This is a genomic window from Catenovulum adriaticum (assembly GCF_026725475.1).
GTDB lineage: Bacteria > Pseudomonadota > Gammaproteobacteria > Enterobacterales > Alteromonadaceae > Catenovulum > Catenovulum adriaticum.
Genome location: NZ_CP109965.1, coordinates 1108084 through 1121153 on the forward strand (window position 1 = coordinate 1108084; position 13070 = coordinate 1121153).

General features: G+C 39.4%; 12 protein-coding genes and 1 rRNA gene. All 13 read left to right on the top strand.

Annotated features, from left to right (window positions below):
- Positions 1-109 precede the first annotated feature (109 nt).
- The 13 genes from pyrG (at position 110) to OLW01_RS05055 (ending at position 12905) form a co-directional block, all read left to right on the top strand.
- Positions 110-1747, top strand: a complete 1638-nt coding sequence (gene pyrG, locus OLW01_RS04995) for a CTP synthase (RefSeq protein ID WP_268075630.1) — start codon at positions 110-112, stop codon at positions 1745-1747.
- A gap of 63 nt (positions 1748-1810) precedes the next feature.
- Positions 1811-3106 (top strand): phosphopyruvate hydratase, encoded by a 1296-nt coding sequence (eno, locus tag OLW01_RS05000; protein ID WP_268075631.1) that lies wholly within the window; start codon positions 1811-1813, stop codon positions 3104-3106.
- A 103-nt stretch (positions 3107-3209) separates the two neighbouring features.
- Positions 3210-3854 carry a hypothetical protein gene (locus tag OLW01_RS05005; protein WP_268075632.1) on the top strand — a complete coding sequence of 215 codons (645 nt, stop codon included), beginning with the start codon at positions 3210-3212 and terminating at the stop codon, positions 3852-3854.
- 23 nt (positions 3855-3877) lie between these two features.
- Positions 3878-4177 carry a cell division protein FtsB gene (gene ftsB / locus OLW01_RS05010; RefSeq protein WP_268075633.1) on the top strand — a complete coding sequence of 100 codons (300 nt, stop codon included), beginning with the start codon at positions 3878-3880 and terminating at the stop codon, positions 4175-4177.
- Positions 4178-4222: 45 nt separating this feature from the next.
- Complete coding sequence (gene ispD, locus OLW01_RS05015) at positions 4223-4924, top strand: 2-C-methyl-D-erythritol 4-phosphate cytidylyltransferase (RefSeq protein WP_268075634.1); 702 nt, start codon at positions 4223-4225, stop codon at positions 4922-4924.
- Positions 4925-4951: 27 nt separating this feature from the next.
- Positions 4952-5434, top strand: a complete 483-nt coding sequence (ispF, locus tag OLW01_RS05020; protein WP_268075635.1) for a 2-C-methyl-D-erythritol 2,4-cyclodiphosphate synthase — start codon at positions 4952-4954, stop codon at positions 5432-5434.
- Positions 5431-6453 carry a tRNA pseudouridine(13) synthase TruD gene (gene truD / locus OLW01_RS05025; RefSeq protein WP_268075636.1) on the top strand — a complete coding sequence of 341 codons (1023 nt, stop codon included), beginning with the start codon at positions 5431-5433 and terminating at the stop codon, positions 6451-6453. The genes ispF and truD overlap by 4 nt, the downstream gene beginning before the upstream one ends.
- Positions 6450-7205, top strand: a complete 756-nt coding sequence (gene surE, locus OLW01_RS05030) for a 5'/3'-nucleotidase SurE (RefSeq protein ID WP_268075637.1) — start codon at positions 6450-6452, stop codon at positions 7203-7205. The genes truD and surE overlap by 4 nt, the downstream gene beginning before the upstream one ends.
- 89 nt (positions 7206-7294) lie before the next feature.
- Complete coding sequence (locus OLW01_RS05035) at positions 7295-7942, top strand: protein-L-isoaspartate(D-aspartate) O-methyltransferase (protein WP_268075638.1); 648 nt, start codon at positions 7295-7297, stop codon at positions 7940-7942.
- A gap of 76 nt (positions 7943-8018) precedes the next feature.
- A complete protein-coding gene (locus OLW01_RS05040) occupies positions 8019-8966 on the top strand; it encodes a DUF368 domain-containing protein (protein ID WP_268075639.1) in 948 nt (315 codons plus the stop codon).
- 29 nt (positions 8967-8995) lie between these two features.
- Positions 8996-9823 carry a peptidoglycan DD-metalloendopeptidase family protein gene (locus tag OLW01_RS05045; protein ID WP_268075640.1) on the top strand — a complete coding sequence of 276 codons (828 nt, stop codon included), beginning with the start codon at positions 8996-8998 and terminating at the stop codon, positions 9821-9823.
- 82 nt (positions 9824-9905) lie between these two features.
- Complete coding sequence (rpoS, locus tag OLW01_RS05050) at positions 9906-10853, top strand: RNA polymerase sigma factor RpoS (RefSeq protein ID WP_268075641.1); 948 nt, start codon at positions 9906-9908, stop codon at positions 10851-10853.
- Positions 10854-11373: 520 nt separating this feature from the next.
- Positions 11374-12905: ribosomal RNA gene (locus OLW01_RS05055) — 16S ribosomal RNA — on the top strand.
- The last annotated feature ends 165 nt before the right edge of the window (positions 12906-13070 follow it).

Here is a 13070-nt window from a genome sequence, read left to right on the forward strand (position 1 = left end):
TTTATTTTATTGCCTTTGTGCAGACTAAGTTTGTTTTGTTAACCTGCTCTCTGTTATACTGCTGTCCCGTCGATAATGTCTAATTTTGCTCTATTTTTTCAGGTTCCACATGACAACTAGATTTATTTTTGTAACAGGTGGGGTGGTTTCCTCGCTCGGTAAAGGTATTGCAGCAGGCTCTTTAGCCGCTATCCTTGAAGCTCGTGGTCTTAAAGTGACTATCATGAAACTTGACCCTTATATTAATGTGGATCCAGGTACCATGAGTCCAATTCAGCACGGTGAAGTTTTTGTGACTGAAGATGGCGCAGAGACGGATTTAGATTTGGGTCATTATGAGCGTTTTGTTCGTACCAAAATGACTCAAGGAAATAACTTTACGCAAGGTCGTATTTACCAAGATGTCATTGCACGAGAACGACGTGGTGATTATTTGGGTGCGACCATTCAAGTTATCCCTCATATTACTAATGAAATTAAACGACGTGTCGTTGAAGGTGCTCAAGGTTTTGACATTGCGTTAGTTGAAATTGGTGGCACGGTTGGTGATATTGAATCACAGCCTTTCTTAGAAGCTATTCGCCAGCTTGGTACTGAAATTGGGCGTGAACACGCTATGTATATGCATTTAACCTTAGTACCATACATGAAAGCCTCTGGTGAAGTAAAAACTAAACCAACTCAGCACTCGGTAAAAGAATTACGCTCTATCGGGATCCAACCTGATATTTTAATTTGTCGCTCCGATAATACGATTCCTGGCAATGAGCGTAAAAAAATCTCTTTATTTACTAACGTTGAAGAAAAAGCCGTTATTTCACTTAAAGATGTAGATAGTATTTACCGCATTCCTGCGTTATTGCGCTCACAAGGTTTAGATGAATTAATTCTTCGTCGTTTTCATATTGAATGCCCAGAATCAGATTTAACTGAATGGGAACAAGTTTTATATGAAGAGTCAAACCCAATGGGTGAAGTCTCTATTGGTATGGTTGGCAAATATGTTGAGCTGGCTGATGCTTATAAGTCTGTGAATGAAGCACTGAAACATGCTGGCCTGAAAAATCGTTTAACGGTTAATATCGTTTATATTGATTCACAAGATTTAGAGTCTAAAGGCGTTGAAAAACTCGCAGGTTTGGATGCTATTTTAGTACCAGGTGGGTTCGGGGAACGTGGCACAAACGGTAAAATGTTGGCGGCTCAATATGCACGTGAAAACAAAATACCTTATTTAGGTATTTGTTTAGGTATGCAAATGGCATTAATAGAATTTGCTCGCAATGTTGCTAAATTAGATGATGCAAATAGTACAGAATTTGATTCAAAAACACCGCATCCAGTCGTGGGGTTAATCACTGAATGGTTAAACTCAGAAGGGGACGTTGAAACACGCTCAGACAATTCTGATTTAGGTGGCACTATGCGCCTAGGTAGTCAGCTTTGTCATTTAAAAGCTGGTACGAAAGCGGCAGATGTTTATGGTTCAACTGAAATTTATGAACGTCACCGTCATCGATATGAAGTAAATAACAATTATGTTGAACGCTTAGAAAAAGCAGGTTTAGTTTTTTCTGGTTTATCAGCGGACCGTAAATTAGTTGAAGTAATTGAAATTCCTGATCATCCATGGTTTGTGGCAGCTCAATTCCACCCTGAATTTACATCGACTCCAAGAGATGGTCACTCGTTATTTAAAGGGTTTGTTGCTGCAGCATTTGAATGTCAAAAACAAACTGATAGATAATTTTAATAAATTAATAAAGCGTTAGATTACGCTCTGAATAAATCTTTAAAGAGGAAGATAATAATGGCAACTATTGCAAAAATTCACGCTCGTGAAATTATTGATTCACGTGGTAACCCAACAATTGAAGCTGATGTTACATTAGAAAGCGGCGCGTTTGGCCGTGCAGCAGCACCTTCAGGTGCATCTACTGGTACACGTGAAGCTTTAGAATTACGTGACGGTGACAAAACACGCTTTTTAGGTAAAGGTGTATTAAAAGCAGTAGCTAACGTAAATGATTTAATTGCACCAGCTTTAGTTGGTAAAAACGCTTTAGAACAAGCTCAAATCGATAAAGTGATGATCGATTTAGACGGTACTGAAAACAAAGATAAATTAGGCGCTAATGCAATCTTAGCAGTATCTTTAGCTGTAGCTAAAGCTGCAGCAGCTGAAAAAGGCGTTGCTTTATATGAGCACATTGCTGATTTAAACGGTACTTCAGGCCAGTTCAGCATGCCTGTACCTATGATGAACATCATCAATGGTGGCGAGCATGCAGACAATAATGTAGATATTCAAGAATTTATGGTACAGCCTGTTGGTGCTAAATCGTTCAAGCAAGCGATTCAAATGGGTGCGGAAATCTTCCATAACTTGAAAAAAGTATTATCTTCAAAAGGCTATAACACTGCGGTAGGTGATGAAGGTGGTTTTGCGCCTGATCTTAAATCTAACGCTGAAGCTTTAGCTGTTATTGTTGAAGCTGTTGAAAAAGCTGGCTACAAAATGAATGAAGAAGTAACTTTAGCATTAGATTGTGCTGCTTCTGAGTTCTACGCAGACGATAAATATAACCTTAAAGGCGATGGTAAATCATTTAACTCAACTGAGTTTGCTGATTATTTAGCTGATTTAGTGAGCCAGTACCCAATTGTATCAATTGAAGACGGTTTAGACGAAAGCGATTGGGACGGCTGGAAAGTATTAACTGAAAAATTGGGCGACAAAGTTCAATTAGTTGGTGATGATTTATTCGTTACAAACACTAAAATCCTTAAGCGTGGTATCGAGCAAAGCATCGGTAACTCTATCTTAATCAAGTTTAACCAAATTGGTTCTTTAACTGAAACTTTAGAAGCGATTAAGTTGGCAAAAGATGCAGGCTTTACAGCTGTTATTTCTCACCGTAGTGGCGAAACTGAAGATGCAACGATTGCGGATTTAGCAGTGGGTACTGCGGCAGGTCAAATCAAAACAGGTTCAATGAGCCGCTCTGACCGTGTTGCTAAATATAACCAATTATTGCGTATTGAAGAAGTGTTAGGCGATAAAGCGGTTTTTAACGGTCGCAGTGAAATTAAAGGCCAAGCTTAATTTTAACTTTGAATAAGATTTAAATTAAGCATACTAATCTGTATGATAAGGTGTTTTAATTGTTATCAATTAAAACACTTTTTTTTGTCTGGAGTAAATAACATTGGCAGACTTTCCAATGTTGCAACAACAAGATTTTGCAAGTAACAGTGAACGTTTATTGGATTATGCTCAGTTGTGTAACGTTTTTTACGAACGTGAATTAAAGCTATTAGCACAATGTGAGTTGAGTCCGACGCAGTTAGCAAAAAAGTTAACCAGTCTGCCTTTTTATATAAAAAGAGCAGCAGAAGCGGTTTTGTCGTTAGAAAATCCACTTACGTTAGATGCACAAAATGGCACTTGGTCTGCTAAACAAAAGCGAAAATCCCCAGCAGATAAAATCTCACCCAGTACAAATCAAACATGGCTTCAAAAAAATGCGAAAATTGGTCTAATTTTACCTGTTGCAGTTAAAGATATTGGTCAAGTTCATTACCGTTTGGATTGCATAGATGTGATCGAAGCCGACAAAGTTAGATTAAATGAACATGGATGGTTTAATTTTTTAGGTGAATCTTTAGAATCAAACTCAGTAGAGAAAAAATTGCTGAAAGCGTCTAAAGAAATTATGGTCTCAGCCTGTTGTGGGCATCAATGGATTGGCAACGATATTACTTTCCCTAGAACATTATCGCTGCGAGAATTATTATTAACCACAGTAGTTAACTGGCCTAATTTAAGTAAACCAATGCAATTAACTCATTAGCACATTTAACGGCAGATTTTTGCATGAAAATATTTCGTATTGTTTTAATTGTTTTACTTATAACCTTACATTATCGTTTATGGTTTGGAGATAATGCTTATTCTGAACATTTAGAAATGACGGAAAAAGTGGCATCACTCACCCAAGCAAATGAGGCATTACAACTGCGCAACAAAATAATGATGGCGGATATTCAAGATTTAAAATCAGGTTTGGATGCAATAGAAGAAAAAGCACGCAATGAACTGGGATTAATTAAAAAAGATGAAGTTTTTTATCGAATTGTGCCAACAACTAAAAAACAAAATACAAATAATCAATAATTTAGCTAGTAACAAAATAGCAAACCCCACCAATAGGGTTTTACAATGAATAATATAGCTGTTGTCATTCCTGCAGCCGGTAGCGGTAGAAGAATGCAATCTACTATTCCTAAGCAATACCTAACAATTAAAAATAAAACCGTATTGGAACATACAGTCCAATTGTTGGCGGACATTGAGCAAGTAACAAAAATTATTTTAGTGGTCAGCGCTCAAGACTCTTATATCGCTCAATATCAACATCATTTTCCTGAAAAAGTGACAATTGTGACAGGTGGGCAAGAGCGTGTTAATTCAGTTTTGGCCGGTTTACATGCGTTAAACGCGAATGAGCATAATTGGGTGATGGTTCATGATGCTGCGCGACCTTGTGTTCTTAAAAGCGATATTTTAAAACTTATCGATACTTGTATTGGGAATCAAGAGGGCGGAATTTTAGCCACGCCCGTTCGTGACACTATGAAACGTGAGCAGCCACAAAATGATACACTGATACCTGTGGTAGGTAAAACAGAAGATAGAAGCGGTTTATGGCATGCATTAACGCCACAAATGTTTATGACCAACCAACTTATCACGGCCATTGAACATGGGCTACTAGAAAATAAACTAATAACCGATGAAGCATCTGCTATAGAGTTACTCCAATTACCAGTACGACTCATTGAAGCAGATGAGAGTAACATTAAAATTACTCGAAAGAGTGACTTGGCATTGGCGGAATTTTTTTTGAACCGAGCGATTTAAACAAACGAATAGTAAATTGAGACAATAATGAAAATTAGAATTGGGCATGGCTTTGACGTACATCAATTTGGTGGCTCGGGACCTATTATATTAGCTGGTATTGAAATTGATTATACGCAAGGCTTTCTTGCACACTCCGATGGTGATGTGGCCATTCATGCAATTATAGATGCAATTCTAGGGGCTTTAGCCTTAGGCGATATTGGCTATTTATTTCCTGATACAGATACCCAATTTGAAAATATTGATAGTCGGTTGTTATTAGCGAAAGTTGTAAAACTGATGCAAGACAAAGCGTTTTCAATTGGTAATTTAGATGTGACTATCGTTGCACAAGCTCCTAAAATGGCGCCTCATATTCAAGCTATGCGACAAATTTTGGCGCAAGATTTAAACACAGATTTAGATAATATTAATGTCAAAGCAACCACAACTGAAAAGCTGGGTTTTACCGGACGTAAAGAAGGCATTGCCGTTCATAGTGTTGTGCTTTTGGAGAAACAAGTATGAATTTAGCCTTTTTGCATGGCAAACCAAATGTTGCAGCTAGCATAAGAAATGCTAACGCAGATTTTGAAGTAGAAGAAGTATTAGGTTTTGAGCCTGACGGAAGCGGTGAACATTTGTGGCTATGGGTTGAAAAGTCAGGACAAAATACAGCCTATATAGGAAAACAAATTGCGAAAGCCTTTGGTGTATCAGCCAAAAGTGTAAGTCATTCAGGCTTAAAAGATCGCCATGCGGTTACACGCCAATGGTTTAATTTACACTGGCCAATTAAACAAGAAATCCCAAAAGTCGAATTGGAAGATGCACAAATTTTAAAAGTCGTTCGGCATGGCAAAAAATTAAAAATTGGCACACATAAAGCAAATCGTTTTAAAATTAAAATAAAGTTAGAGCATGCGGCTAACTTAGATGACAGGCTAAATGCCATCGCAAAATATGGGGTGGCAAATTACTTTGGCGAGCAAAGGTTTGGTCGAGATGGTGCTAATTTAGATAATGCGATTAATTTATTTAAAGGTGAGCTAACCGTTAAAGACCGAAAATTGAGAAGCATTTATTTATCGGCGGCCCGTTCTTATTTGTTTAATGAAGTGCTAACCGCTCGCATTAATGCTGATTTATTTAAACCTGTTTTAGGTGATGCTTTTATTTTAGCGGGTTCTAACTCATTTTTTGTACCTGAGGCGATTGATGCTGTTATTAATCAGAGGTTTGAATCTGGTGATATATTGCTAAGCGGCGCTTTGGCTGGTGCAGGTGATACCTTGGTGTTTGGTGAAGTTGCAGCGCTTGAAAGCCAAGTTTTAACTCAACATCAATTATTGGCGAATGGGTTAACGGAAGCGGGTTTAAAACAAGAAAGGCGGGCATTGCAGTTACCAGCTCATGATTTAAAATGGTCATACCAAAACGATAATACTGAATTTTATATAACCGTTGAGTTTGAATTAAGTGCCGGTTGCTTTGCAACATCTGTGCTTAGAGAAATTGTTGATTATGTGGATATTACCCGTTCATGAAAATTTTATTAAGCAATGATGATGGTGTGCACGCTAAAGGTTTAGCGGCACTTTATCACGAGCTAAATAAGTCTCATCAAGTTGTCGTGATTGCACCGGATCGAAATTGTAGTGGCGCTAGTAATAGTTTAACCTTGAGTAATCCGCTTAGGCTACAACAAATGCCGACTGGTTTTTATGCTGTCACTGGCACCCCAACCGATTGTGTAAACATAGGAGTTCATAAATTTCTTGATTTTGAACCTGATATTGTTGTTTCTGGTATTAATCATGGTGCTAATTTAGGCGACGATGTTATCTATTCTGGCACGGTTGCGGCTGCTACTGAAGGCCGGCACATGGGGTTACCTGCGGTAGCGGTATCATTAAATTCTCACGATATTAATGCTGATTTTAAACCGGCTGCCAAAATAGCCGCAAAAATTATTGAGCAAATTCAAAATCATCCTATCCCTGGTGATCAAATATTGAATATTAATGTACCAGCGGTGACTCAGGCAAAAATTCAGGGTATAAAGACAACACGTTGCGGGCGAAGGCATCAAGCCGATTCTATGGTAAAATCGAAAGACCCATTTGGTCGGGATGTTTTTTGGTATGGGCCAATAGGACAAGAAAAAGATGCTGGAGACGGTACTGATTTTGCCGCCATCGCCAAGCATTATGTATCGGTTACACCTTTAACTGTTGATATGACAGCGTACAAGAGTGTTGCTTTATTAGAAAATTGGTTAACCCAAATAAAAATTTAATTGCCATCTATTGATGACACGCTAATAAATGGTAATTGAAACAAAATTAAGGGTTAAGGTTAATTAGTATATTTGGTATAGATTAATCAATGTCATTAACTTTAAATTTAGCTCGAAGTGGAGAGCGCTTAGCGCATCTGTTGATACAGGCTGGGATCACAAACCATCAAGTTTTAGAAGCAATCGCAAGAGTACCCAGAGAAGCTTTTGTGCAACCAGCGCTAACACATAAAGCCTATGAAAATACGGCATTGCCCATAGGTAAAGGTCAAACTATATCGCAACCTGCAATTGTTGCCAGAATGACAGAAATCATTATTGATAATGAGGCACCAGTCAAAAATGTGCTAGAAATAGGCACTGGTTGTGGTTATCAAACGGCCGTTTTAGCTCAATTATTTGATAAGATTTATACGGTCGAACGAATTTCGTCACTACAGTTTCAAGCTCGGCGTTTACTACGCCAATTAGATTTGCATAATATCAATTTCAAACACGGTGATGGATGGAAAGGCTGGTCAAGTAAAGCACCTTACGATGCCATTATTGTAACCGCAGCAGCCGCAAATTTGCCGACTAAATTATTAGAGCAACTAACGGATGGTGGCACCATGGTTATCCCAATCGGAACCGAAGAACAAGTCTTGAAAAGGATAATCAGAACGGGCGATGACTATCAAATAACAGATGTTGCAAACGTTAAGTTTGTACCATTAGTTGCGGGCGATACAGAATAGTAAATCAGCCTTATTTAACTGATTTACTATCGGCTGAAGCTCATCGTAAAATTACATAATTAAAAAGATATTGGATATGACAGTCAGAAAAAGAAAGGATTATTTACTACTAACGGTAAAAGGGATGGCAATGGGGGCCGCTGATGTTGTACCCGGTGTTTCAGGTGGCACAGTTGCGTTTATTACAGGTATATATGATGAGTTGTTAAATTCACTAAAAAAGCTTGGCCCCGAATCACTTAAGGTATTATTCCAGCAAGGCTTTTCTGCGTTTTGGAGTTATATTAACGGTTTTTTTCTACTCAGTGTTTTTGGTGGTATTTTAATTAGCTTAAAAACATTTGCAGCTTTGATTAGTGCGGCAATTGCGTATCAACCTTTGCTCGTTTGGGGTTTTTTCTCGGGCTTGATACTCGCCTCTGTTTATTTGCTAGTTAAGGTTCAACCTAAGTGGCAACTTACCCAATGGCTTGGCTTGTTGAGCGGTATCGGAATTGTGGTTGCTGTATCTTTGGCTACGCCTGCCCAAGTTCCAAATGAGTGGTGGGTTTTGTTTTTGGGTGGTTTCGTTGCTATTTGTGCTATGATTTTGCCGGGTATTTCTGGCAGTTTTATTTTATTACTAGTTGGTTTGTACCCCATTTTTTTAAATGCGATAAATCAATTTAATTTGCTCGCACTAGCCAGCTTTGGCGCAGGCTGTTTTACTGGCCTATTGGTTTTTTCTCGAATATTGGCATGGCTACTTAAGCGCTTTCATCATACTACCATCTCGGTTCTTATTGGGTTTTTAATTGGTTCTTTAAATGTAACCTGGCCATGGAAGCAGGTGGTTTCTTCTACAACCAACCGGCATGGTGAAATCATTCCGTTACAGCAAACCAATGTTTCACCTTTTGAATACGCCCAGCTTACAGGTATAAATAGTCAGTTTAGCTATGTACTAATTTTGGCTATTACGGGTCTTGTATTTGTAATAGGTATTGAATATATTGCTAATCAAATGAATAAAAAAAGCGATTAAACGCTTAAAAAACAAGTTGAATTTTACCCATGAAGGAAGCATTCATCCAAAAACAAATAGTTGTTTTCACTTGTTTAGCGTTACTTTCATGCGCCCAACGTCAATCCCCAGCGCCTGTCGACTCAGTTTATAAAGGCAAGTCTATTCATGATTTTCAGCCTGGTAGCTTAAAACAAACTCAGTACCAAGTTCGCAGAGGCGATACTTTGTATAGTATTGCTTTTCGAGCAGGCAAAGATTTTAGACAACTCGCTGAGCTAAATAACATATCTGAACCCTATTCTATTTATCCTGGGCAATTGATAAAGCTAAATTCGTCAGGTAAATCGAATACTTCTATTCAAAGACAAAAAAGGAATAAAAAAAATACAACAGTAGTTAAAAAAAAGCTTGATAAAAAAAACCGTCAGGAGTATGTTGTTGAACAAGGTAAACAAAATGTTACAAATAATAAATTAACTGAAAAGCAGTTTGCATCTTTTAATTTGAGTAACTGGCAATGGCCTGCTAACGGCAGGATCATAGCGCGTTTTTCCTACAAAGAATTAGGAAATAAAGGGCTAGATATAACAGGGAAGAAAGGCGAACCTATCTACGCAGCAAATTCAGGCAAAGTAGTTTATGCCGGTAATGCGCTTCGAGGCTACGGTAACCTAATCATAATCAAACACTCAGACGATTATTTAAGTGCATATGCACATAATAAATTGATCAGAGTAAAAGAAAAAGATTGGATTAAAGTAGGTCAGCATATAGCAGACATGGGTGACACTGACACTGACAGAGTTAAATTACGCTTTGAAATACGTTACAAAGGTAATACTGTCAATCCGGAAAAATTTTTACCTAAACGATAATTTTTTAGGTAAACAGTTAAGTCAATACGGACATATTTAATAGCAAAAAATGCTATCTTTGTTTTCTTAAAGGGGAATGACAATGAGCCAAGCTAAACGCACCACTAAAACTAATACTTTAACCAACGACAATTTAGCTGTTGTGGATAAAAAGCCTGCCGAAGCTGATTTAAGCAAATCAGAAGATTCATACAAAAACCTTGATGCAACCCAACTTTATTTAGGTGAAATAGGCTTTTCACCTTTATTAAGCGCAGAAGAAGAAGTCTACTTTGCTCGTAAAGCGCTCAAAGGGTGTGATGCTTCCCGTAAACGTATGATTGAAAGCAATTTGCGTTTAGTGGTAAAAATTTCCAGACGGTATAATAACCGCGGTTTAGCTTTACTCGATTTAATTGAAGAAGGGAACTTAGGTCTGATTCGGGCTGTTGAAAAATTTGATCCAGAAAGAGGTTTTAGATTTTCAACTTATGCTACCTGGTGGATTAGACAAACGATTGAACGGGCGATTATGAACCAAACTCGGACAATTCGTTTACCTATTCATGTCGTTAAAGAGCTTAATGTATATTTAAGAACTGCTCGAGAGCTTGCTCAAAAATTGGATCATGAACCAACTGCAGAAGAAATTGCAGCGGAGCTAGATAAGCCAGTTTCCGAAGTCAGTAAAATGCTTCGTTTAAACGAAAAAATAAGCTCAGTCGACAGCCCCATAGGTGGCGATTCAGAAAAAGGCTTATTAGATATATTAACGGATGAACGGTTTGATAGCCCTGAAGAAACTTTACAAGATTCAGATATTAAAACCAGCATTGTCCATTGGCTTGAAGAATTAAATCCAAAACAACGTGAAGTTTTAGCTCGTCGATTTGGTTTATTAGGTTATGAAGCCTCAACGTTAGAAGATGTAGGTAAAGAAATAGGTTTAACCCGTGAACGAGTTCGTCAAATTCAAGTTGAAGCTTTACGTCGTTTAAAAGATATTTTAGGCAATGAAGGCTTATCTATAGAATCTATTTTTCAAATGTAATAAGTGATTTCTCTATAAAAGAAATAAAAAGGCTTTTAATTACTTAAAAGCCTTTTTGTGTTTAAAGCCTTAAATTAAGATAAATTCCATTCATATCGATGCATAAATCAACATTTTGTTTGTTAATTAAGCAAACAAACTTTAATTTCAAATAAATTCAAAAAAAGCGTTGACGGGGTTTAATTAGTCCCTATAATGCGCCCCCAACAACGCAGCAACACGCAAACAAACATCAGCGAGTGAATGCGCAGCTCAATAGAGTTCAAACCGTTGAAAAGACCTGTTTAACGTTAATTATCAATAACGAAAAATAAAGGCTTGACAACAAAAGAGGACAGCGTAGAATGCGCGGCCTCGCTTCGGTAGAAGCAGCGGAATATCCGCAACGTTCTTTAAAAATTAGGTAACCTTATTTATCTGTGTGAGCACTGGCATAGATTTGATGAATGAACAATTTATCAATTTATTCAGGCTCACATGAGAATGTGATTTTGAGTTAATTGAGCAAGATTTAAAAACTTTTTTGAAGAGTTTGATCATGGCTCAGATTGAACGCTGGCGGCAGGCCTAACACATGCAAGTCGAGCGGAAACGATGAGAGCTTGCTCTCAGGCGTCGAGCGGCGGACGGGTGAGTAATGCTTGGGTATCTGCCTCGTTGTGGGGGATAACCATTGGAAACGATGGCTAATACCGCATAATACCTACGGGTTAAAGGGGGCCTTTATGGCTCCTGCGACGAGATGAACCCAAGTGAGATTAGCTAGTTGGTGGGGTAATGGCCTACCAAGGCGACGATCTCTAGCTGGTTTGAGAGGATGATCAGCCACACTGGGACTGAGACACGGCCCAGACTCCTACGGGAGGCAGCAGTGGGGAATATTGCACAATGGGGGAAACCCTGATGCAGCCATGCCGCGTGTGTGAAGAAGGCTTTCGGGTTGTAAAGCACTTTCAGTCAGGAGGAAAGGTAAGTTGTTAATACCAACTTACTGTGACGTTACTGACAGAAGAAGCACCGGCTAACTCCGTGCCAGCAGCCGCGGTAATACGGAGGGTGCAAGCGTTAATCGGAATTACTGGGCGTAAAGCGCACGTAGGTGGCGTGATAAGCTGGGTGTGAAAAACCGGGGCTCAACCTCGGCCGTGCATTCAGAACTGTCATGCTAGAGTAAGGGAGAGGGGGGTAGAATTTCAGGTGTAGCGGTGAAATGCGTAGAGATCTGAAGGAATACCGGTGGCGAAGGCGGCCCCCTGGCCCATTACTGACACTGAGGTGCGAAAGCGTGGGTAGCGAACAGGATTAGATACCCTGGTAGTCCACGCCGTAAACGATGTCTACTTGCTGTTTGTGGATTTAATCCGTGAGTAGCGAAGCTAACGCGATAAGTAGACCGCCTGGGGAGTACGGCCGCAAGGCTAAAACTCAAATGAATTGACGGGGGCCCGCACAAGCGGTGGAGCATGTGGTTTAATTCGATGCAACGCGAAGAACCTTACCATCCCTTGACATCCACGAGAGCTAGAAGAGATTTTAGTGTGCCTTCGGGAATCGTGAGACAGGTGCTGCATGGCTGTCGTCAGCTCGTGTTGTGAAATGTTGGGTTAAGTCCCGCAACGAGCGCAACCCTTATCCTTAGTTACCAGCGATTCGGTCGGGAACTCTAAGGAGACTGCCGGTGATAAACCGGAGGAAGGTGGGGACGACGTCAAGTCATCATGGCCCTTACGGGATGGGCTACACACGTGCTACAATGGACAGTACAGAGGGCAGCTAACTAGCGATAGTGTGCGAATCCCTTAAAGCTGTTCGTAGTCCGGATTGGAGTCTGCAACTCGACTCCATGAAGTCGGAATCGCTAGTAATCGCAGATCAGAATGCTGCGGTGAATACGTTCCCGGGCCTTGTACACACCGCCCGTCACACCATGGGAGTGGGCTGCAAAAGAAGTAGGTAGCTTAACATTGGGCGCTTACCACTTTGTGGTTCATGACTGGGGTGAAGTCGTAACAAGGTAGCCCTAGGGGAACCTGGGGCTGGATCACCTCCTTACAAAAATTCATTAAACATGCACAGTGTTCACACAGATAAATAAACGGTTATCAAATTAAAAGGCAAGCAAAAACCAAACCCAAGTGTTGGGGTGCAATAAACTGCATCAATGCTTCAGTTTGGTTTTTTTAACGGCAACGTTAACATCCAACGCTCTTTAACAAT